Origin of the sequence: Chitinophaga oryzae, assembly GCF_012516375.2 — a bacterium.
GTDB lineage: Bacteria > Bacteroidota > Bacteroidia > Chitinophagales > Chitinophagaceae > Chitinophaga > Chitinophaga oryzae.
Map to the genome: position 1 here is coordinate 1,124,826 of NZ_CP051204.2, position 20,711 is coordinate 1,145,536.

The 20,711-nt window shown below is 43.6% G+C and carries 22 protein-coding genes and 1 tRNA gene; 11 read left to right on the forward strand and 12 right to left on the reverse strand.

The genetic code is table 11. The features are described 5' to 3' along the window. Window positions 1-64: 64 nt before the first annotated feature. From HF324_RS04750 to HF324_RS04765, 4 genes are all read right to left on the reverse strand, one after another. A complete protein-coding gene (locus HF324_RS04750; protein WP_168862025.1) occupies window positions 65-1,453 on the reverse strand; it encodes a hypothetical protein in 1,389 nt (462 codons plus the stop codon). Window positions 1,454-1,603: 150 nt separating this feature from the next. After that, window positions 1,604-2,089, reverse strand: a complete 486-nt coding sequence (locus HF324_RS04755) for a hypothetical protein (RefSeq protein ID WP_168862026.1) — start codon at window positions 2,087-2,089, stop codon at window positions 1,604-1,606. A gap of 56 nt (window positions 2,090-2,145) precedes the next feature. After that, window positions 2,146-2,877, reverse strand: a complete 732-nt coding sequence (locus HF324_RS04760) for a hypothetical protein (RefSeq protein WP_168862027.1) — start codon at window positions 2,875-2,877, stop codon at window positions 2,146-2,148. 24 nt (window positions 2,878-2,901) lie between these two features. After that, window positions 2,902-3,183, reverse strand: coding sequence for a hypothetical protein (locus tag HF324_RS04765; RefSeq protein ID WP_168862028.1), 282 nt, complete (start codon window positions 3,181-3,183; stop codon window positions 2,902-2,904). A 404-nt stretch (window positions 3,184-3,587) separates the two neighbouring features. Here HF324_RS04765 and HF324_RS04770 point away from each other — a divergent pair, with 404 nt between their 5' ends. Together HF324_RS04770 and HF324_RS04775 are read left to right on the forward strand one after the other, a co-directional pair. Beyond that, complete coding sequence (locus HF324_RS04770) at window positions 3,588-3,836, forward strand: hypothetical protein (RefSeq protein ID WP_168862029.1); 249 nt, start codon at window positions 3,588-3,590, stop codon at window positions 3,834-3,836. 35 nt (window positions 3,837-3,871) lie between these two features. Then, window positions 3,872-4,231, forward strand: coding sequence for a response regulator (locus HF324_RS04775; RefSeq protein WP_168862030.1), 360 nt, complete (start codon window positions 3,872-3,874; stop codon window positions 4,229-4,231). A gap of 169 nt (window positions 4,232-4,400) precedes the next feature. On the opposite strand, the gene HF324_RS04780 is transcribed toward HF324_RS04775, so the two are convergent. Beyond that, window positions 4,401-5,084, reverse strand: coding sequence for a hypothetical protein (locus HF324_RS04780; protein WP_168862031.1), 684 nt, complete (start codon window positions 5,082-5,084; stop codon window positions 4,401-4,403). Between the two features lie 150 nt (window positions 5,085-5,234). Here HF324_RS04780 and HF324_RS04785 point away from each other — a divergent pair, with 150 nt between their 5' ends. Together HF324_RS04785 and HF324_RS33335 are read left to right on the forward strand one after the other, a co-directional pair. Beyond that, window positions 5,235-6,527, forward strand: coding sequence for a recombinase family protein (locus tag HF324_RS04785; protein ID WP_220101271.1), 1,293 nt, complete (start codon window positions 5,235-5,237; stop codon window positions 6,525-6,527). Further along, a complete protein-coding gene (locus HF324_RS33335) occupies window positions 6,521-6,892 on the forward strand; it encodes a hypothetical protein (RefSeq protein ID WP_220101272.1) in 372 nt (123 codons plus the stop codon). Before HF324_RS04785 ends, HF324_RS33335 begins: the two co-directional genes overlap by 7 nt. 146 nt (window positions 6,893-7,038) lie before the next feature. On the opposite strand, the gene HF324_RS04790 is transcribed toward HF324_RS33335, so the two are convergent. After that, window positions 7,039-7,422 carry a response regulator gene (locus tag HF324_RS04790; RefSeq protein ID WP_168862032.1) on the reverse strand — a complete coding sequence of 128 codons (384 nt, stop codon included), beginning with the start codon at window positions 7,420-7,422 and terminating at the stop codon, window positions 7,039-7,041. 501 nt (window positions 7,423-7,923) lie between these two features. On the opposite strand from HF324_RS04790, the gene HF324_RS04795 reads away from it, so the two are divergent. The 3 genes from HF324_RS04795 (at window position 7,924) to HF324_RS04805 (ending at window position 9,538) form a co-directional block, all read left to right on the forward strand. After that, window positions 7,924-8,151 carry a helix-turn-helix domain-containing protein gene (locus HF324_RS04795; protein ID WP_168862033.1) on the forward strand — a complete coding sequence of 76 codons (228 nt, stop codon included), beginning with the start codon at window positions 7,924-7,926 and terminating at the stop codon, window positions 8,149-8,151. A 230-nt stretch (window positions 8,152-8,381) separates the two neighbouring features. After that, window positions 8,382-8,648 carry an IS66 family insertion sequence element accessory protein TnpA gene (gene tnpA / locus HF324_RS33340; protein ID WP_168804560.1) on the forward strand — a complete coding sequence of 89 codons (267 nt, stop codon included), beginning with the start codon at window positions 8,382-8,384 and terminating at the stop codon, window positions 8,646-8,648. A gap of 23 nt (window positions 8,649-8,671) precedes the next feature. Continuing rightward, window positions 8,672-9,538, forward strand: coding sequence for an IS3 family transposase (locus tag HF324_RS04805; RefSeq protein ID WP_220100703.1), 867 nt, complete (start codon window positions 8,672-8,674; stop codon window positions 9,536-9,538). Window positions 9,539-9,828: 290 nt separating this feature from the next. On the opposite strand, the gene HF324_RS04810 is transcribed toward HF324_RS04805, so the two are convergent. From HF324_RS04810 to HF324_RS04835, 6 genes are all read right to left on the reverse strand, one after another. Then, window positions 9,829-11,106, reverse strand: coding sequence for a DUF6371 domain-containing protein (locus HF324_RS04810; RefSeq protein WP_168862034.1), 1,278 nt, complete (start codon window positions 11,104-11,106; stop codon window positions 9,829-9,831). Window positions 11,107-11,202: 96 nt separating this feature from the next. Further along, window positions 11,203-12,801 carry a DNA primase family protein gene (locus tag HF324_RS04815; RefSeq protein WP_168862035.1) on the reverse strand — a complete coding sequence of 533 codons (1,599 nt, stop codon included), beginning with the start codon at window positions 12,799-12,801 and terminating at the stop codon, window positions 11,203-11,205. Continuing rightward, window positions 12,788-13,102: a helix-turn-helix domain-containing protein gene (locus tag HF324_RS04820; protein ID WP_168862036.1), complete on the reverse strand. Its 315-nt coding sequence runs from the start codon at window positions 13,100-13,102 to the stop codon at window positions 12,788-12,790. The genes HF324_RS04815 and HF324_RS04820 overlap by 14 nt, the downstream gene beginning before the upstream one ends. Window positions 13,103-13,187: 85 nt before the next feature. Next, the gene (locus HF324_RS04825) at window positions 13,188-13,982 is read right to left on the reverse strand and encodes a hypothetical protein (protein WP_168862037.1); all 795 of its coding nucleotides are present in this window, start codon (window positions 13,980-13,982) and stop codon (window positions 13,188-13,190) included. A 66-nt stretch (window positions 13,983-14,048) separates the two neighbouring features. Continuing rightward, on the reverse strand, window positions 14,049-15,344 hold the full coding sequence (locus tag HF324_RS04830) for a site-specific integrase (RefSeq protein WP_168862038.1): 1,296 nt from the start codon (window positions 15,342-15,344) through the stop codon (window positions 14,049-14,051). 165 nt (window positions 15,345-15,509) lie between these two features. Continuing rightward, window positions 15,510-15,582 (reverse strand) — tRNA-Lys (locus tag HF324_RS04835). A 154-nt stretch (window positions 15,583-15,736) separates the two neighbouring features. Here HF324_RS04835 and HF324_RS04840 point away from each other — a divergent pair. The 4 genes from HF324_RS04840 (at window position 15,737) to HF324_RS04855 (ending at window position 20,679) form a co-directional block, all read left to right on the forward strand. Then, a complete protein-coding gene (locus tag HF324_RS04840) occupies window positions 15,737-16,915 on the forward strand; it encodes a thiolase family protein (RefSeq protein ID WP_168810017.1) in 1,179 nt (392 codons plus the stop codon). Window positions 16,916-17,077: 162 nt separating this feature from the next. Then, complete coding sequence (locus HF324_RS04845; protein ID WP_168862039.1) at window positions 17,078-18,700, forward strand: DUF1800 domain-containing protein; 1,623 nt, start codon at window positions 17,078-17,080, stop codon at window positions 18,698-18,700. A gap of 11 nt (window positions 18,701-18,711) precedes the next feature. Next, window positions 18,712-20,283 (forward strand): DUF1501 domain-containing protein, encoded by a 1,572-nt coding sequence (locus tag HF324_RS04850; protein ID WP_258539424.1) that lies wholly within the window; start codon window positions 18,712-18,714, stop codon window positions 20,281-20,283. Window positions 20,284-20,349: 66 nt separating this feature from the next. After that, complete coding sequence (locus tag HF324_RS04855) at window positions 20,350-20,679, forward strand: hypothetical protein (protein WP_168810023.1); 330 nt, start codon at window positions 20,350-20,352, stop codon at window positions 20,677-20,679. Window positions 20,680-20,711 lie beyond the last annotated feature (32 nt).

Genomic DNA, 20,711 nt, shown 5'->3' on the forward strand with positions numbered 1-20,711 from the left:
TTGTCAAGAGGAAGTTTGTAATATAATATTGAAGCGCTATTCCGCGTTGATAGGAGTGAGAATGTCAGAAGTAAGTTATGCTTAGCTCTAGCCTTTTTTCTACCATTCTTAAATTGATTATGCAGTCATTACGCTCCCAATTTCTACCGGTCCAATATCCTTTTTCTGGTTCCTTAAATTCTTCATCTAGCTTTAGCTCTCCAAGCCCTAAACTATCGATGCCAAATAGATTTATACACTTTCTTGTGATTTCAATTATGATTTTAGCGTATACACGATTTTGGAGATATATAGGATCTTCCTTTTTGAAAAGAATTTTTTTTGTATTGAACTGTGTAATATAAACCACGGTATTAAAATAGCTTAAATAGTGATGATCAATCTTGTATTCAAGCTCCTGCTTATTCCCAATAACATTATGTCTCTTAATTAAACAGTTTTTAACATCAAAATCAAGCTTTTTGATGAAGTCGGTCTCACTATTTTCGATGCTTATTTCAGCTTTGAATGCTTCTGCAAGAAACTCTTCGGGTAAAAGTACTTTAGTACTGATGCCTAGCAACTTATACAATGCTCTTGATTTTATCACAAAACCATGATCGTTTGAAACGACATAATCAAAGTGAGCCCCAAAATATGAATGGTTTGCGTCAACTAAAAGGTTGTTAAATTTTACTTTTTTGTCCATATTCAGGCCGAGAATATCAAGCCCAACATATGCGGCGGTATGATGATCATATCGTAGGATTTCATCGTTTTCGCCTTTGTCTAATGTTATTCTTACATATTCTAGAAAAGATTTTTGTAATGGAGATCCCTTTAAATCCTTGTCAAAGTCGATTTTTTCCAGATCTATGGTGAATTTACCTTTATTGATAGTGTCATTAGATATGCTACGGAACTCTCGATAAATAGAATTATTTTGACTAAACTCCCTCAACTTGAGATAGCTCTCCCTAAGCAAATCATTAATCGAGAGTTGAGCTATATCGGTCGGAAAAACTTTATCTAATAGAGAGAGGTTCTTTTCGTCAATTTTCTCATTCATCTCCGATTTTTCCCAGTTTTTCTTTAGTTGTTCAAGCTGCTCCTTTATTTCAGGCGTTAAAAACATGTCTAACCCATCTAGTTGAATTAATTTGTCAATAATTGGAAGTAGGTCTTCTTGACAATCAAAAACCTCTTTGGGGGTATAAAATCCCACACAAAATTTGTTCTTGTTTGAATCATAATAGCAATAATTATTCTTTGCGATTTTTTCGATTATGGCCAGATTTTGGCCAATCATTGTGCTACTGGATTGCTTTAAATCTTCTATATGCGCATATGAATAAAATACCAGAAAGTTAGATACATTGCTATTTAGGTAATCTAAAAACCTCTGATATGTAGGATCGATAGGTGTACTCAGAAAATAGCTGTAGATGTTTTTATCCAGATAAACAGTCAACATTGTTATAAACTTTTGCGATCTCACTAAATATCCATGACACTCACAGACATATAGTGTCGAAATCTATCTATGAAAATAGAATTTCTAAGTTTTTTAAATTATTATTGATTCGTTGGAGAGACATCTAGAGCATAAATTTACCTTAGGTTGTTAATCATTATATAAAGGACCTAATATTGAAATTGCGAAATGCTCTAACAAAAGAATATCCGTATGGAGGTACTCGTAAAACTTAAATTTATATGTATTACGAATAGCGTCATTTACAGACTTCTGATCTCTTTTGAATGCTTCTAACGTCAAAATCCCACTTTCCAAGAGCTGCTTTTTGGAAGTATTTGAAAGAACATGAACTACTATCTCCTTTTCTCGAAATCGTTGTGCTAACAATTTTCGGTTAAAGGAGTGGCTTCTAAAATCAGTTGCTAACTCTCGCATTCTCTTTGTGCTTCTTGTCGTTTGGCCGATGTATTGAAATTCCATATCACCTTCTGTATTCTCAAGGTATATGAAGTATAGGCCTACTTTATTGATTTTGCATATCTCTTTATAAGTAAGAGGTGGATTTTCTATGGCTTGGATAAGATGCTTTTGTAACCATGCTATACGTTTGTCAATATGCTCAAATACTTTCATGTTTTTAAGGTTAAATGAAAGGTCTCTATACTGGCGCAAAGTTCTATTATAAAAACTTAAAAGCTAACCTCTTTCAAAGCTCCGTCACCATCAGGTGCAAGATATTTTCCAGGAGTACCCAGATTCAGAAGTACGATTAGTGCCCGCATCATTTGGGGATGGTCTTTCGGCTCCATTTTTTTTCTGCTTTTTATCCATTCATATACTGTTTTAAAGCTGTTATCCAGCCGTGGATAAAATTGTACTCCATACTGTCGTATGTCTTTTATTGCCTTTTCTGATTGCTTAGCTCCAACAGAGCCAAGATGATTTTTTGTGATTACATTTCTGATGTATTCGTAAATCCACCAACCCATTGCTTCTTTAGATTCTCTTTTATAATCAATTGTAAATCCTCCTGCTAAAAAGGTTTCCAAATGATAGCCCATTTCCAAGAAATCGGGAAGAATCAGATCATGCTCTGCCATATTATTATAAACAGCAAAAAAATTTTGGGGGTCCTGCCTAGTCTTTTCCATTGTATATAGTCCTGTTTTCAACGGTAGGGCTAAATGTAATAGCTCGTGAACTAATCCTTCTTCGATATTTCCCTTTGTAGTTAGTTGTATTTTGCCCAATGGAACAATTTTCCCTTCCTGATCTTTTATTTCCCTAGCGAAGGTACTTTGTACATCATCAGTTCTAACCAATTCAAGATTCTCACGGTAAAATCCAATTACTTTATTTATTAACGGTTCGACTACGCTTATTTTTTCATTTGAAATATGATCAAGAAAAGTTTGCTTCATAAGAAGAATTTAAACTAGAGATAGTTAAGTGGTTTTAGGCTTTTTATTTTTCTGCTTCCTACTGGCTTCAATTATAAGCTTAGCCACCACCAAATCCTCTACCCCAATCAACTCCGCCATTTTCATTATCTCCTTCACCGTAAACCGGCTACAATCCGCCTGCCTTTTCGTAAAATTATTATAATTAATGCCCAAGTGCCTCGCCATCGTTGACGGCGGCATAATATCAAAGATTTTGTTGAAATCTGTGATACCACCACGTTCTATCAACTCCTTGATTGCATTATATCGTTTATCTTTCGCCATACATTTAAAGTAGCAAAAAATATCCTAAAGCATAATGAAATGATTATTAATAGTAATTGATTTGTTTAATTTTAATTATCAAATTGATTATCATTAGTCGCATTCCATTTGGAATGTTCCTTATCTTTGTAGTGTTATAGGGCCTGAAACACTGTTTTAGGTATAATTAATAAAAATATTAGCTTTGCGGGTCTTCGTAAATGAATTATCCGCATTGCCATCGTTCTCATTCCCGTACGCCTTCGGAAGCCCGGGAATAGAGTAGGGCGGTGCCTGCACCTTATGGCGCAGGCTCGCTTGTTGGTTACCTGGGCTTCCGAAGGCGTACAGGTACCGCAAGTTGAGTTCTGCGCTATTTTTGTGCGCAGTGGTCAACTATTATCTAACATTTACCCCCTTTCTTTATGAACAGGATGATAGGACCACCGGATAATTTACTGGGTGAAATCTATTCAAAATTGATTGCCTTACCCTGCTCCTTCCGTGAGAAGATAGAGGAGGAATGTGCATGGAGTGCACCTACTTTTTACCGCAAACAAAGGTTGATTACAGGTTTGAGCAATGCTGAAAAGGAAAAGATTGCCGAGATTTTTGAAGATGTGATTAAAAGTATTGCAAGCGACTGTGATAAATATCGTCGACCCAAACGGTGATTTGATAGCATCCCATATGTGAAAAACCAACCACAATGGAAGCACTTTATATTGAAGATAATTTGATAGAACAGCGACTAATGACGCTCTATATGGGTGATCTTGGCATAAAGTTGCACATAGCCGGAACTGGTTCGGAAGGCTGGACAATGGCGCATAAGGTGTTTCCATCTTTTATTATGATGGATATGGGAATGCCCGATATGGATGGTGAAACATTATTGAAGTTATTGAAAGCTGATCATCGGTTACGTCACATACCATTGATCGTAATAACAGCAAATTTATTGATTGATAGAAAGTTGAATATTTGGGATATGGGGGTTGTCGGATGCGTGATTAAACCGGTCAGCAAAAGTAGGCTTGCTGATTTACTAAAACAGCTATTTCCATAAAGGAGAGTGAGTAAAGTTCTTTGACATATTGAATAGATTTTTAGGCTAATAATCTATTGTATTATAAATGTGGGGGAAATAATGACCTGTTGCCCGTGGAGGTTCAAGTCAATAACCGTTGAAATATGTATTGGTTGCGTGTTATTGGCTAGGCCTCCGTGGGAAAGGGCTATATATGATCTATATATCGCTCTATCGCCTTTTTTACCTCAGCTATTTTGTATTCGGGAAAGGACGCCGATAGAAAATTCTCCAACGCTGCCGCTGTCCCCAACTGCTTCCATTCAAAAACAGGGAAGCTGATTAAACCTTTAGGATGCTGTTGCCGGACAAAGGCCACTAAGGGGATATATGGAGGAGCGTAATAGATAGCATGTTCTATCATTTTGTTATATAGTTCAGGTTTGAAACCCTCTTTAAAAGTTTCAACTATTTGTATAACTGTTAAGCTATCATAAATGGCCCTTACTATCCCTGCATATCTGGGAATACCTTCATCCATAAAGAAATCTACAAGATAGTCCTTGAAACGTTCGTCCATTAGATCAAATAGGTCAGTAGATAAATATTTGTATTCTTGGGCAAACTGTTCAAGTGAGAAGGTGTCAGTATTTTTATCTACGATGTACTCGATCAGGCGGCTTTCCTGTTCCTTGATCTGTTCTATACTTGTCTCCAGCTCCGCGTATTTGGGGCGGGCAAATAGATCAAAGTAGTAGCTTTTAAAGAATATAGATTTCCGGTCAAAGGTAACCTGCATGTACAAGGGATGAACATCCTTGCCATGAAACCGGACCGGCTTAATCCGTTCGTTGAAGTACGGTTTATAAGTGACTTTATATGTCTTTGCCAATACTTACCTCATTTTACATTGTTACACGAATTTAAGAATAAAAGTTTTACCAAAAATATATTTTCATCAAAACTTTCGTATATTGGTATTCATAGCCCTGCTCTATGGGGAAATTGTGGTGGTTAGGTAACGTGAAAATGAAAATGGGTTATGGAAAGAATGAAGCCGGACACGGCAGTAGAAATACTGCGAAAGTATGGATTACAGGTAAGCAGGGAAGAAGCCGTATTGATCTTAGAATTTATTTATGCTATGGCACAAATTGCCATAGCTCAATGTTTACGTGATGAAAACAGCAGACTTATACATTCGGGTGAGTACAGACGAGCAGGCGGAGAAGGGTATAGCCAGCGTAATCAGGAAGAAATGCTTCGCAGGTATTGCGAATTAAACGCCATCCAGGTACGCAAAACTATATACGAAGACCATTCCGCCAAAACCTTTAATCGCCCGGAGTGGCAAAAGCTGCTGGCTGATCTGCGTAAACATAAAGGTCAGGCTGATTTAATCCTGTTTACAAAATGGGATCGATTCAGCCGGAATGCAGGAGACGCCTACCAAATGATTAGCCTGTTAAGGACAGTAGGAGTTGAACCGCAGGCCATTGAACAACCTTTAGATCTATCTGTCCAGGAAAACAAAATGATGCTGGCGTTTTATCTCGCCGCACCGGAAGTAGAAAATGATCGCAGGGCTTTAAATACCTTTTCAGGTATGCGCCGCGCAAAGAAGGAGGGGAGATGGATGGGAACAGCGCCATTCGGTTACGCCAACAAGGTGACGGAAGTCGGCAAGAAATACATTACCCCTAAACATCCACACGCGGAGATTATCCAATGGGTATTTGAAACAATCGCCAAAGGCATATTTACTACGGAACAGGTTTGGAAACAAGCGAAGGCAAAAGGACTGCGTATCTGTAAGAACGGCTTTTGGGTGCTGGTGCGTAACCCGGTTTATTGTGGAAAGATTTTTATTCCTAAGTACAAAGAGGAAGAAGCGCATTTTGTGAAAGGACAACATGAACCAATCATTTCAGATGCACTTTATTATGAAGTACAAGATGTATTGGACGGTAGAAAAAGGAAACAGCGGGTACAAATTGAGGTAGACGAAAATTTGCCGCTCCGTGGTTTCCTTGTCTGTCCCCGCTGTGGGAGGCTGCTAACCGGCAGTGCATCAAAGGGAAAATACAGATACTATCATTACTATCATTGCTCCTCTTCTTGTGGTAGCCGATTTAGAACAGATGCGGTCAACAAACTATTTATCGTAGAGTTGAAGAAGCTGGTTCCGCATCCCGGTATGATAGAGATATATAAATCAGCCATTATCAGTGAGTATAACAGCAAGACTAAAGACCACATGAATGGTCGCAGGTTGATGTTAGAGCGACTGGAAGAATTAAACAAACAGCTTGCGAAAGCGAGGCGACGATGTTAAAGGAAGAAATTACACCTGCTGAATACCGCGAAATAAAAGCAGAATATCAACCCGAAATAAATTCCTTAGAGGCACAAGTATTGAATTGCTCAACACCCTCCAATAAGATTGACGACTTGATTAACAAGGCCGTGGATAACGTTTCCAGAATGGATTGCCTGTATGAAAATAGAACGGTGATAGAAAAGCGTTTGATCGTGAGTTCGATCTATCCGGAAAAATTGACTTTTGATGGTTTCAATTATCGAACTCCTCGTATCAATGAAGCGGTTCGTTTAATATGTAGTCTGGACGAGGCTTTCGGGGAAATAAAAAAAGGACATTCCAGCAATAATACCGAAATGTCCTTTAAGGTGACCCTGTAGGGGTTATTTTTGATGTTCTGAATCATTTGATAATCAATTTTTTATGTGTATTTTTAACGGCATGGGGTACACGTAGGGGTACACACGCTGTCTACTTTCAACAATTTACCCTGACAAAACCTTACATCCAAGAATAAAATACAGGATTATTGTTTATGTGGTAAGTACTTCCCGATAACTTCAATCAGGTAGCCCGGCCCGCACATGGGTTTAATAATATAATCGTCAGCTCCTGCCTCCGTGATGGCGTGTATATCGGTTGGCCCCCTACCGATGAAGGTGATTACGATGATGGGAATGGAGGCGTTTTGTTCCCGTATTTTCCTGACAACTCGTAAGGACTTCGCCAAAATACTCATGTGAACGATTACTACCCCATATTCACGCTCCTGGTCAGCAAAGGCTTCTATACAAGTGTATATATTCGGCCGTCTGTCTATGATATAGTTCCTGTTTATCAAATAAGGAACAAAACCAGTGCTACATGGGCACTCGTTAGCGGCATCAACTAAGAGAATGTCTACTTTCATGAGGCAATGTTGATTATCGGGTTGAAACTATTTTTTGTGGTAAATCCAGTAGGAGGTTGTGGATAAAGCTGTCCTGCTCGGTGATAATCCAGATACAAAAGGCTAGCGCAACGGTTAGACACAGGGTAATCCCACATAGAAAGCCAATGAGAATGTCAAAGGGGATTTTGTTAAGGGTTTTGGCGGCGGCTTTAACGTTCATATCAAAGTGAGGTTTGGTGAGGTAGAACGCGCCGGAAATATATGAAAAAGGCGCGGAACTCAACTTGCCGCCCGACCCGCCAAGGTGGACACGGACAAGAAGAGCCCGCGCACTAAGGTGGCGGGCTTCACTCTTACCCCGTGTCCTATTTTGGCGGGTCGGACAGGATAAAAGCGATGCCTTTTTAATTATTTATGGGATCGCAAATATAGACTAAGATACTAAAAATATCATTCCATGTGTAATTACACATGGTTTTTTTTATAAGGATTGGACAGATTGGGACGAACTCGACAAAGATGATTAAAGATTCCAAAGAAGTACTGGCAACACTCGGTCAAACACTGAAAAAATATAGAGAACAGGCAAAGCTTAGTCAAGATAAGCTTGCTGCTAAATGTGATACGGAACAGGCAGATATTAGCCGGATTGAGGCCGGATTGTTGAATCCTGGTGTTCTAGTTATCGTTGATTTGGCCCGTGGGTTAGGTATTACTCCTGCAACGCTTTTAGAAGAAATCCAATAGTTGCATAAATATCAATTCTATTCGATACTATTGCTCGATTGTTGTTCTTTCTTTTAGCTGTGTACCTAAATTGGATAAATTATAAGTTGGTAAGATCAGTGGATTCAGATTAGCTACGGAGGTTAAGGTTGTAATGAACGCTCTTAAATAGGGGAATACTAAGGCGATTGAAAGCTTCCCATTAAAACGTAACGGTTAAAAATATCGAATAATCGTTAAATTTAATGGGTATGAAAAAATCAAAATTTACAGAAAGCCAGATTATTGGGATTCTAAATGGCCAGGAATCAGGCAAATCGGTAGCCGACATCTGTCGTGATCATGGAATAAGCCAGGCGACATTTTATCAGTGGAAGTCGAAATACTCCGGGCTTGAAGTCAATCAGTTAAAGAAACTGAAGGATCTGGAGTCGGAACTTGCCCAGTACAAAAAAATAGTAGCGGAACAAGCCTTTCAGATCACCGTAATGAAAGATGTCATAGAAAAAAAGCTCTAACGCCTGCAGATAAGCGTGAGTTGGTGGATTATGCCCGTGATAGCCATAAAATGAGTATCCGGCAGGCGTTAAGATTGTTTCAAATCCATCCTTCTGTTTACTATTATAAACCATTGCCAGACGGTGACGAAGATATTCGGGAGAAATTATCTGAATTGTCGCAATTGCATAATCGCTGGGGATTCTGGATGATGCACCATTATCTGCGTAATCTGAACCACAAATGGAATCACAAGCGGGTATACAGGGTCTATACAGAGATGGGACTCAATATGAGGCGTAAGCATAAAAAACGCCTACCAGCAAGAATAATGGAGCCATTGCTACAGCCTCTCAGACCTAATATAACCTGGTCCATGGATTTTATGCATGACACACTAAGCAATGGTGTTACTTTCAGATCATTTAATATCATCGATGACTATAACAGAGAGGCTCTAAACATCACTATTGATACCAGCTTAACCAGCAAGCGTATTATCAGGCAGCTGGACCAATTGATTGCCTGGCGTGGACAACCGTTAAAGATCAGAGTCGATAATGGGCCGGAGTTTGTTGCTGAAGCACTCTCTCAATGGGCTGAGATCCGATGTGTCGAACTCAAATTCATCCAGAAGGGTAAACCTTTCCAGAATGGTTATATGGAGCGCTTCAATAGAAGCTACCGCGAGGAAGTATTGGATGCATTTTGTTTTACCCGCCTGGGGGAAGCTCAAATACTTTCAAACGCCTGGATGTGGGTGTACAACAACCAAAGACCACACAAGGCACTGGGTTACAGATCGCCAATAGATTTTCTATGTCGGCATCAAAAAACCAACACATTTCCTACTCTTCAAAAAGATGAAGGATTTGAGTGGGAAACCTTAGTTGAAAACGTTACTGTCTGAGGGAAGCTTTCACAATGCCCACTCCTTCAATAAAAAAATATACTCCGTCGCCAATCCACATATCATGGTTTAAGGATTCTCGAAAATTATTGGTGAGTATACTTTCAATGTTTTCGGGGTACGTTCCATGATAGCCGGTATATTTAGGACTTACTTTATACACATTATATTTTTATAATACCTAAAGTAACGAAAGGATTAAAAATAAAAAAATTAAGTTGCAATAAGCATAAACGAATGAATAGAAATACACGTCACGTATTTAATTACTTTTACCAATTTCTAGGATGTCATATTATGTCATAGGTAAATAGACAATTGATATCGTTTAATCTCCCTGGCATAATCATCTTTCCCATACGCGCGTATATGATTGCGGAAAAATCTTCCGGCTGAGGAATCAACTCACCGGCGGCTGTATATAAAACCTCGCAAAACTTAGCATTTCTTAACATATAAGTCACGATTTTATAATCGTCAATTTCTGTTATGACCGCTATAGCATTGATTTCATGCTCCTGTCCATCGATGGTAAGCGTGTATTTGTCCTCCGGTGGTGGTGCTGGATGAAACTGCTGAAGGTCAAATCGGGTAAGATAATCCCGTAAATCTAATCCTTGGGCGCGCTCGGTTACGGTTGCACCGCGTTCCAGGAGGTCGGATACTGTTACAGCGGCAATACCGGCCAGTTCTTTAGCCTTGCTATTCCATAAAGTGAACGCCCTGCCATCAGGGGAAAGATCAGGAAAGAGAAACACTTGTCTACCGGTAAGCGCCTGACACCGTTCAACAGTAAGGTAAGACAGACTCCCGGCAGCCAGCCAAATAAAAGCAGGAAGATAGACGCTTGCAACAATGGCCGTTGCCGGCGCTTCCACAATAGCGACCGGTTTACCGAGGCTGCTAGGCAATAGGTATTCCCCGAAAAGACAGCCGACGAAGTTGCCCGCTTGTTCTAAATAAGCAGCCAGCCAGCCGGGAAGGCACTCCCCTTTGGTTTCATGGTTGTATTTTAAAATACTGTGTATCCATGTTGTCCGGGAATTGCCATCTTGAGATTTGGCCGTATGGCCGGTATGATCAAACTGTTTTACTTGTCCGGCCCTAACGTTGCCGGATACATCGATCCACCAAAATACAGTAGCTCCCGGCCATCGGCTGCCGGAGGTGCCTATCTGGTATAGCTGAATTAATTCATGGGTTATTTCGCTTCCGAAAAGAGAATGCAGGTAGGTTACAAAGCTATTTGTTTCAAATCCTTGCTGGCTTTGATTTAGAACATCAATAGGTATATAAGCCGGTGATCTGTTGGTTTCCTGTCTTTTGTAGTGCTGGCTACGATGTAATGGTGTATGATGGCCCTTCCCCGCCTCATTTAACTGTGCCATTGTGCCAAAATCCGGTTTGAGGAAGTAGCCACAATTTACTTCCCTGTCACATCGCCCATACTCTGTCGGCAGATATTCCCCTGTTTCTGTATCAATGAACCTTACAAACCGCTTCTTTCCACAACTGGGACAGATATGTTTTTTATTGCCCCTTTCTAACGTGTACCTGTAAGTATGCATAAAAAAAATTGTTTTTGGCCCTGCATATGCTACATATGCTACATAGCGTGACTGGCACCATGTAGGATATGTAGCATATGTAGGGCGGAACAAACATTATTTTTCTAAGTAGACTACCATTCCCGGTGTCTTCCGCTCCATTTCATACCCTTGACTACGGAGTCTTTCGCTGACAGTTTTAGCCGAACAGACCCGATAACCGTTATCCGAACAGAATATTTTATACTGTGTATAAAGGTTTTTCAAGAGCAAAAACGCTATCCGTGATGGCCGGTAACCCTCATCTTCCAGGAACATCAACAGGCTATCAGATTGCTGTTGATACTGCTGTAGCTGCTGTGTGGCCGCATCGCAAGGAGAAAATTTTTTTTGTTCCATGAGCCGGCGAAGGCCTGCCAGTACCCAATTGAAAACGCCGGAAAGCTCCTGCTGAATGATCTTTTTAGAAAGTTCTTTGTCTTGGGCTTCCGGTGGTATCGTCACGTCAAAAGGGATGATCAGGAAGCGCCGGAAATAGGCGTTAGTATGTTCAACATCTCTGGGCAGTTCATTACAGTTAAAAATGAGCTTTGCGTAATGGGTGAGGTTAAAGGCTTGGCCGTATGGCTGCCGTGCCTCTACCGGCTCCCCGCTGGCCAGTTGCTTAAAGATGGACGCTTCCATATTTCCGTTGATTTCACTGGCATAGTTTACCAGTTTATTAGCCAGGTTAGCGCGGTAGTATCCGGTGGTGTCTGTAAGGCTTTGCAGGCTATAACTACAGACGTTTTCAGAGCCTAGCAGCGCGTTTATGACCTCAAAGAAGACAGACTTGCCGTTGGCTCCTGAGCCATATAGTAACAACGATTTCTCCAGTTTAAGCGTGCTGGGATGGATGAATACGTACCCGATGTATTCCGCTAACACGGTTTGACGCTGTACATCCGGTAACACAGTATTTAAATACTGTGTGAAAAGCGGGGCCGTCGCTGCTTTATCGAAAGCAAATGGAAGCTGGTAGGTAATGAAATCCTCGCGTCGGAAGTCCCGTAATTGGGTGCCTTCAGGCGTTATCTCAAACGTGCCGTTTTGCAGATTGATAAAAACAGCATTGTCGGGAACTATCGGGCTGGGTAGGTAGGCGGTATCAAAGAACTGTTTCAGCAGGTGATCGCGGAACATGTAGAACCGGCTTTTAAACTTGTCTATCCCCATTTTCTCGCCGCATTTTCCCAGAAAGGTTTTTAGCTCGTTGGTGTTAAGCTCCGACCAGTACGCGCCATTGTACAGATATATAAAGTCCTGATGCCGGCATATTCCCCAGCGGTTGGCGGTAGCCGTCCTTAATATTTCCTCCACACAGATGATCAGGTAATGGGCTTGTTTGAGCTTACATTTACTTATGCTGGTGCGCAGGCTTTGAGCCTTCTCCCGGATGATTGGATCATCTTTCATCGCTCCGTTACCGGCAGACATCTGTTGTTCCACTAATTCCAAGTCTTCCCGCAACGCTATAACGTGCGGGAAGGCTATGCCTTGGAAGTCTATTAAATCTACTTTTTCCAATAGCTGGTTTAGAATCAGTTGATGTGCCAGCGGCTTCCCCTGGGCCAACAATTCCCGGCTATGTTCCAGGATATCGGCAACAGTCAGTCTTTTTATAGTGTCGGAAAACTCTGGTTTGGTTGGGGGAGTGGTTACCTTACTTTCTGTCATAAAGCCCCCCTTTTTGTTTAGCAGACCTGATTTGCATTAAAGACTGTTCCAGCTCTTCGCGCTTATAGCGTACCCTGGTACCCAGACGGTAGCCGGTAATTTTTCCCGACTTGGTATAATCTAACAGGGTAGGTAGGGAGATCCCTAATAATTGGGCCGCCTCTTTACGGGTTAATAATTCCGCCGTCTTAGGAGACTGGCTTTTTACCTCTAAGTGTTTGGACAATTCACAACGAACCGTATCAGAAATCACATTTTTTAATTCCTCTAAAGGAATAGAAGAAAGAACTAAATTTTCCATTTGTCTAAACTTTGTTTTGTTTAAACAAATTTCACTTAGTCGGCCCTGGTTTACTTTCTGACTTGTTTCGTTCTACTTTCGCAGGTTATTTTAGATGCTCTTTTTTGGGCAAGGAAAACTTCAATTTGTTTTCAGCACAAAGGGAGTTGGTGCGGTCGCTCAATTCTTTGGCGAGGGTCGCGGGCGTGGTGTCAATATCGAAAATTTGCAGGTAGACAGCTGCGTCTTTCAAATAGGATGAAGTTGGCCGTTCCATATAACCTTTGGAAATCAGTTCTTCTATGATGCAACCCAATAAGGCGGGCGATCCCTTCCACTTAATTTTTACCGGAGGATCTGTTGTTATTTGGTTGGCCGGAAGTTCCTTTAGTTCCGTCAGTTTATTTGTTAATTCACGCAGTATTTGCGCGGCTGTGGCTATCTTTTTAATCTTGAAAAGCCATTTCCTGAAAAGGTCATCAAATATGTTATCGTAGCCAGTGTAATAATATGGTCTAATGAAATAATATAAATACGGTTTTATTAACTCTCTTTTCTCCGATAACGAATAGTCTTTACCCAATAGTGTATCCTCGATAATGACTTGCTCAAGTAATTGTCTCTTTTTTGAACAAAGCTGTTTTTTATGATTAGCAATGATTTCCGACAGTCTTTCTATTTGAAAAGTTGTTGCATGTGGGGCAATCTTCTTGTATATTTTACCGGTTTCTTCGTTAACAATGTCGATTATAGGAAGGTCTGACATCTTCGAGTAAAGATTCAGCCCGTTAAAATATATCTCAAATAGCTGTTCAAATATTCCTTTATTATTTTGAGGAATAACCATTTGCAACTCATTCTCAAGACTATCTCTGCGGGATACAAAATAATTTCTTGACATCTTAATAGGGGTTAACTTTCTGCCTCTTAATCTTACTTAATCTAATTTACTAATTTTTTTAGCATTTCAAAAAACTTTTTCTGGTTCTTCCTTTTTATTACTTCTTTTTTCCCAATGCATTTTGAGTAGTACCGCGTGTTCTTTAGGTGTCAGTTTAATATACTTCATGAACATTTTTTCCGTGGTATGCCCGGTTATCGCCATAATGGTAAGCGTTGGGGTACCGGCCAAATACTCGTTGGTGGCAAAGGAGCGCCGGGCAGTATGAGAGCTGATCATTTTCCATTTGGGAGATAATAGCGTTTCTGTCACACCTCCCTTTGTATAGGTCTTACTACATTCCTTTTCCAGCGCCGGAATCATTTCCCCCAGATCTTTCAGGTAAGCATTGGTTTTTTGGTTGCTGATGGACTTGGGAAGCTGGCCATTATATTTATCCAGTATCTTTTTGACAACCGGGTGTTCCGGTATAACCACCGGTTTACCGGTTTTTGTTTGCCGTATCTCTATAAAGCCGTCTTTGAAATCTTCCGGTTTCAACGTGGAATAATCGGAATAGCGCAGGCCGGTATAGCAGCCTATCAGGAACAGATCACGTACCCTGTCAAGTTTGGGATGGCTGGTAAGGTCTATTTCTTCCAGTAGGGACAATTCAGTTTGATCAAGGTAAACATTATCGGTTTCTTCTGAAGGCTTAAAAAAGTAGCCACTTTCAAAAGATGGGTTGACATTGATACCTAGCCTTTTTGCATCGCCCAGGATAACGATAATCCGTTTGATGTGATCGCCTATGGTGTTATTGCTTAGGCTGACTTTATTTGTCAGGTAGGCAATGTAGTCGTTGTGAAACTGCAAATCGATGGTGTCAAAGTCAATTTTCCGGTTGTATACAGCCTTGAATTTCTTCAAATGGTTTAATGTCGTCGTATAGCCCTTATTGGTGGTTAGTGCTATCTTCTTCTTTGTCTTTGGGCTTAATCGTTCGCCCTTGGAAGTGCGGGTTACAAAGTCTTCAAAGTATTGAAAGAAATCTTTGTTCAGCACAGATGTTTTCTTGCCAAAGGTAATATCTAGCAACTCTTTAAGCTGCGCCGGCATGGGGATTTTGTTCTGATTGTCATTCTGGAATTTGCGCAGTGTGTTTTTGATCGTTTGGGCAATGTTGTCCAGGCGTGCGTTAAACTCCGAAAACTCCGGAAACCTTTTTGTTTCTCTGGCTCTATGTGTATCCGGATTCCAGTACTGTGGATCAATTTTCTCCGGAATGTAGTATTTCAGTTTCCCACCTTCATAAGTGATACGGGCGAAGATGGTTGTAATGGCTGTCGCGTCTGGGCGTTTGAGATAAAACTGTAAATCCATGGCGATAGGGTTAACGGGTTAAAAAATATTGGGGTACACGATGGGGTACACGAAACTTTGTTTTCTCTTTACTTCGTTTAATTCCGCTTTCTGCTGAAAGCCGCGCCCGGTAAAGAAAAACGCCCAACCTTAGTAAAACTAAGATTGGGCGAATAAGATAAAAAGTGACCCTGTAGGGACTCGAACCCTAGACCCGCTGATTAAGAGTCAGCTGCTCTACCAACTGAGCTACAGAGTCAATAATTCCCCGGAAAACGGGTAGCGACAAATTTAACGGTTCTCTCGCATATTTGTGTCCTTAATTTAATTAAATTTGGTTACAAGGTAAAAATGTGGATAATTATCCATCATGTTGATAATCTAACCGTTAGCTTATTATAAAATTGTTTTTCATGCAAGAAGCGTACATAGTAGCCGGCTACCGCACTGCGGTAGGTAAGTCCAAAAGGGGAGGATTTCGTTTTTACAGACCCGATGATCTGGCCGTAGATGTGATTACCGGATTGCTGCAATCCGTGCCACAGCTCGACCCTAAACGGGTAGATGACCTGATTGTGGGCAACGCCGTTCCGGAAGCGGAACAGGGACTGCAGATCGGCCGCATGATCTCGGTGCGTGCATTGGGAATCGATGTGCCGGGAATGACGGTCAACCGCTACTGCGCCTCCGGCCTGGAAACAATTGCTATCGCAACCGCTAAAATACAGACAGGGATGGCCGACTGTATCATCGCCGGTGGTACGGAAAGTATGAGCCTGGTGCCGGTGGCCGGCTGGAAAACCGTGCCCAACTACACCGTGGCCAGCACCACCCCTGACTACTATATCGGCATGGGACTCACCGCTGAAGCAGTGGCCAATGAATTTAAAGTGAGCCGCCAGGACCAGGATGAGTTCTCTTTCAAATCCCACCAGAAAGCGCTGAACGCTATCAAGGAAGGCTATTTCAAATCCGGTATACTGCCCATCAACGTGGAAGAAGTATACGTGGACGAAAAAGGTAAAAAACAGAAGCGCACCTTCACGGTAGACACCGACGAAGGACCTCGTGGAGATACTTCCCTCGAAGCGCTGGGCAAACTGAAGCCCGTGTTCGCCGCGGGGGGCTCCGTTACAGCGGGCAACTCCTCGCAGACCTCCGACGGCGCCGCTTTCGTGATCGTCATGAGCGAAAGGATGGTGAACGAGCTGGGACTGAAGCCTATCGGCCGTTTGGTCGCCTGCGTTTCTGCCGGCGTACATCCCCGTATCATGGGGGTAGGACCGGTAGCCGCCGTACCTAAAGTGCTGCAACGTGCGGGCAAGACCCTGCAGGACATCGATCTGGTGGAACTGAACGAAGCTTTCGCTTCCCAGTCCATCGCTGTGATCCGCGAACTGGGCATCAACCCCGATATCGTGAATATCAATGGTGGCGCTATCGCCCTCGGACACCCGCTGGGTTGTACCGGTGCCAAGCTCACAGTACAGATCCTCAACGACATGAAACGGCTGAATAAGAAATACGGCATCGTGACGGCCTGCGTAGGCGGCGGCCAGGGGATTGCCGGGATCATCGAAAATATTGCCTGATTTTTTTCGTAATACATTATAGCTCAAAGCCGCAGGAAGATTTTCCTGCGGCTTTTGTTTGATATTATCCCCCGATTTATGATAAATTAATCCCGTTGAATTAAATTTTTTATTAATTTGGCGCCATTAAAGGCCATCCCGCTATCTCAACCATATCGCTTTATGGATCGCAGACAATTCCTGACCTTATCGCCTGCCCGCAATACGCGGAACAGCAAAGCTGTTGCCCGTACGGCAACCGGATTGACCCCCTACACCGGCGCCTGGGGCCCCCAGCAGCTCATTCACCTGCTCAAACGGACTACCTTCGGGGCGTCGCCGGAAAGTATCAAAGCCCTCAACGGCCTTGGTATGCAGCAGGCAGTGGACATACTGCTCACTGCGCAGGCAGATCCCACTCCGCCGGTGAATAATTACGGGGCCGACAGCACCGGCGTAACACCCGGCGCCACCTGGGTAAGAGCCGCCATGGGCGACGAAAAACTGGAACAAAAAAGAATCGCTTCCTATAAAGCCTGGTGGGTCGGACAGATGATCAACCAACAGACAAGCATACACGAGAAAATGGTGCTCTTCTGGCACAATCATTTCGTGACGGAAACCACCATGGTAAACGACAGCCGCTTCATCTACCAGTACAACCTGACACTCCGTCAATATGCGCTGGGCAATTTTAAGGCGCTGACCAAAGCAATTACCCTGGACCCCTGTATGCTGGTGTATCTCAATGGATACCTGAACTCCAAAGGCGCGGCTGATGAAAACTACGCCCGTGAGTTACACGAACTATTTACCGTCGGCAAAGGCCCTGATTCGCGATATACAGAAGACGACGTGAGAGCGACCGCCCGCGTGCTCACCGGCTTCCGCGTAGACCGTACGGCCATCGTCAGCACTTTTAATACCACCCAACACGATATCGGCAACAAAGAATTCTCCGGTTTCTATGGTAATAAAGTCATCTCCGGCCAAACCGGCCCTGAAGGCGCTAAAGAGCTGGATACGCTGCTGGATATCATTTTCGCGCAGCCGGAAGTCGCCAAATTCATCTGCCGTAAACTCTATCGCTTCTTTGTATACTACGATATAGACGCTGCCACGGAAACCAATGTGATCCTGCCGTTGGCAGATATCTTCCGGAGCAGCGGTTACGACATTAAAGTCACGCTCAACGCGCTGTTTACCAGCGAGCATTTCTTTGATCCGCTCAACATGGCCTGCCTGATAAAGAGCCCGGTGGATTTCTGCATCGGCATGTGCCGCGAATTCGGTGTGACATTCCCCACCGACTATACCACCCAATACCAGCGCTGGGGCGACCTGCATAGCGCCATGGGCGCCATGCTCCAGAATCTGGGAGATCCGCCGCTGGTAGCCGGCTGGGACGCTTACTACCAGGAACCAGCTTTCCATGAATTGTGGATCAACACAGCTACACTGCCCCGAAGAAACCAGTTGAGCGATGGAATGATCGCCGCCGGCTATAAAAACGTGAAGATCGATCCGCTGGCCTTTGCGGATAAGCTGTCCAATCCCGGCGACCCGGTAGCACTCGTCAACGACTCGCTGGATATCCTCTATCGTGTAGGCGTGTCCGATAAGGTGAAAGCGTTCCTGAAAGATACCATCCTGCTGGCCGGACAAAGTACCAACGGCTACTGGACCAGCGCCTGGAACACCTACAAATCCAATCCCGGCGACGCTGCCAACACCAAAGAGGTGACCGATCACCTGCAAGCCCTTTACAAATACATCATGAACCTTTCAGAATATCAATTGTCCTGAAAAACCTTTCTATGAAAAGAAGAGATTTCCTGAAATATACCGCCCCCGCCGCGATATTGCCCACCATCATCAACGGCTTTTCGATCAAAGCTTTTGGCACCTCGCCGATGCTGGCGGCGTTAAGCGGCGCTGCTTCGGATAATGACCACGTGCTGGTCATGATCCAGCTCACCGGCGGCAATGATGGGCTCAACATGGTCATTCCACTGGATATCTATGGGAAATATCAATCAGCCAGGACAAACATTGCTATCCCTGAAGGAAAAGTACTGCGGCTCGACAACTACCTGAAATCCGGCCTGCACCCTGCCATGAAAGGCGTGCAACAGTTATATAACGAGGGAAAGGTGAGTATCATCCAGAGTGTGGGGTATCCTTCGCCTAATTTCTCCCACTTTCGCGCAACAGACATCTGGCTCACCGGCTCGGACTCCAACGAAATATTGACCAGCGGCTGGGGCGGCCGTTACCTCGATTTCAAATATCCCGGACCGCAGGATAGCTACCCTAATGCCGACAATCCGGACCCGTTGGCCATACAGATAGGCTCCATCGTGTCCCCGGCGTTTCAGGGAGCAGATGCCAGCAGGGGGATGGCTATTACCAGCGCCACAGATTTCTATAACCTGATAGACGGCGTAACAGACCCCGTTCCCAACACCAAAGCAGGTAAAGAGCTGGAATATATCCGGATGATCGCCAAACAGGCCAACAGCTACGAGAAAGCGATCAAAGCAGCAGCGTCAAAGGTCACTTCCCAGGGACCGTACCCGGCCAACAACAGCCTGGCAGACCAGCTGAAGATCGTAGCCCGCCTGGTGGCCGGCGGACTGAAAACCCGCATGTATATGGTGAGCACCGGCGGTTTCGACACCCATGCCAGCCAGACAGAATCCGGTGACACCACCACCGGCGGCCACGCTAAATTACTCGGTGGCGTGTCCGACGCCATCAAAGCCTTTATGGATGACCTGAAAGGGCTGAGGGCCTCCCGTCGCGTAGTAGGCATGACGTTCTCTGAATTCGGACGCCGTATCAAATCCAATTTCAGTATGGGTACAGACCATGGCGCAGCTGCTCCCATGATCGTATTCGGCGACTATGTAAACCAGGGCGTGCTGGGGAACTCCCCCGCCATCCCCGACAATACCAGCGTGGCAGATAACGTGCCCATGCAGTATGATTTCCGTTCTGTTTACGCTTCTATCCTGGAGCAGTGGTTCTGCGTAGACCAGACCGATCTGAACAAAATTCTTCAAAAAGACTACCAGCGGCTGCCACTGATCAGCGGTGTGGCCTGCGGCGTTATTACCGGTCTGCCTGACCTGGATACAGACAATAAAAAGCTGATTACCAATAGTCCTAATCCTTTCACCAGTGCTACCACCATTACCTATATCACCGGCAGCGGCAATACCATGATACAGATCTTCGATACCATGGGACGGCTGGTGAGCGTGCCGGTGAATAAAGTCCATACCCCGGCACCTATACTTTCACTTTCGACGCCGAATACCTGGCCAACGGGGTTTATTATGCCCGTTTCCAAAACGGTGCGGTACAACAGGTCCGGCCGATGCTGAAAGTGAAATAGTGCAATATAAATGCATCGTTGTTGCAAATGAGTAAAGTTTATTACCTTTGCTCCGGTGTATAAACATTTTCAAAAAATATTAGCGCTTATCCTGCTGGGAGTATTCACGCTGAATACCGTCCCACGGGAGTTTATACACATCTTCACCAATCACCACGACACGCAGGACACGCATGCCTCCGCCGGTGATGCCATGTTCTCGGGAGAACACCGCCACTGCGATTTCCTGCAGATAGGAGTGGAGCCGTTTGACCAGTACACTACGACTTTTATAGCGCCGGTACGACCGGTGATATGGGTGTTTCAACCACGGCAGCTGCCGGAAACCAGCTATGTTACCCACCGAGACCTTTCCCCACGGGCGCCTCCGGTTGAGGTTGCCTGATTTAAGCTTCACATCACAAATAGCTGCTATTG

Excerpts from the sequence above, each read along its gene's own strand:
- HF324_RS04750 (WP_168862025.1), bottom strand. The coding sequence starts at position 1,453 with ATGTTGACTGTTTATCTGGATAAAAACATCTACAGCTATTTTCTGAGT.
- HF324_RS04755 (WP_168862026.1), bottom strand. The coding sequence starts at position 2,089 with ATGAAAGTATTTGAGCATATTGACAAACGTATAGCATGGTTACAAAAG.
- HF324_RS04760 (WP_168862027.1), bottom strand. The coding sequence starts at position 2,877 with ATGAAGCAAACTTTTCTTGATCATATTTCAAATGAAAAAATAAGCGTA.
- HF324_RS04765 (WP_168862028.1), bottom strand. The coding sequence starts at position 3,183 with ATGGCGAAAGATAAACGATATAATGCAATCAAGGAGTTGATAGAACGT.
- HF324_RS04770 (WP_168862029.1), top strand. The coding sequence starts at position 3,588 with ATGAACAGGATGATAGGACCACCGGATAATTTACTGGGTGAAATCTAT.
- HF324_RS04775 (WP_168862030.1), top strand. The coding sequence starts at position 3,872 with ATGGAAGCACTTTATATTGAAGATAATTTGATAGAACAGCGACTAATG.
- HF324_RS04785 (WP_220101271.1), top strand. The coding sequence starts at position 5,235 with ATGGAAAGAATGAAGCCGGACACGGCAGTAGAAATACTGCGAAAGTAT.
- HF324_RS33335 (WP_220101272.1), top strand. The coding sequence starts at position 6,521 with ATGTTAAAGGAAGAAATTACACCTGCTGAATACCGCGAAATAAAAGCA.
- HF324_RS04790 (WP_168862032.1), bottom strand. The coding sequence starts at position 7,422 with ATGAAAGTAGACATTCTCTTAGTTGATGCCGCTAACGAGTGCCCATGT.
- HF324_RS04795 (WP_168862033.1), top strand. The coding sequence starts at position 7,924 with ATGATTAAAGATTCCAAAGAAGTACTGGCAACACTCGGTCAAACACTG.
- tnpA (WP_168804560.1), top strand. The coding sequence starts at position 8,382 with ATGAAAAAATCAAAATTTACAGAAAGCCAGATTATTGGGATTCTAAAT.
- HF324_RS04810 (WP_168862034.1), bottom strand. The coding sequence starts at position 11,106 with ATGCATACTTACAGGTACACGTTAGAAAGGGGCAATAAAAAACATATC.
- HF324_RS04815 (WP_168862035.1), bottom strand. The coding sequence starts at position 12,801 with ATGACAGAAAGTAAGGTAACCACTCCCCCAACCAAACCAGAGTTTTCC.
- HF324_RS04820 (WP_168862036.1), bottom strand. The coding sequence starts at position 13,102 with ATGGAAAATTTAGTTCTTTCTTCTATTCCTTTAGAGGAATTAAAAAAT.
- HF324_RS04825 (WP_168862037.1), bottom strand. The coding sequence starts at position 13,982 with ATGTCAAGAAATTATTTTGTATCCCGCAGAGATAGTCTTGAGAATGAG.
- HF324_RS04830 (WP_168862038.1), bottom strand. The coding sequence starts at position 15,344 with ATGGATTTACAGTTTTATCTCAAACGCCCAGACGCGACAGCCATTACA.
- HF324_RS04840 (WP_168810017.1), top strand. The coding sequence starts at position 15,737 with ATGCAAGAAGCGTACATAGTAGCCGGCTACCGCACTGCGGTAGGTAAG.
- HF324_RS04845 (WP_168862039.1), top strand. The coding sequence starts at position 17,078 with ATGGATCGCAGACAATTCCTGACCTTATCGCCTGCCCGCAATACGCGG.
- HF324_RS04850 (WP_258539424.1), top strand. The coding sequence starts at position 18,712 with ATGAAAAGAAGAGATTTCCTGAAATATACCGCCCCCGCCGCGATATTG.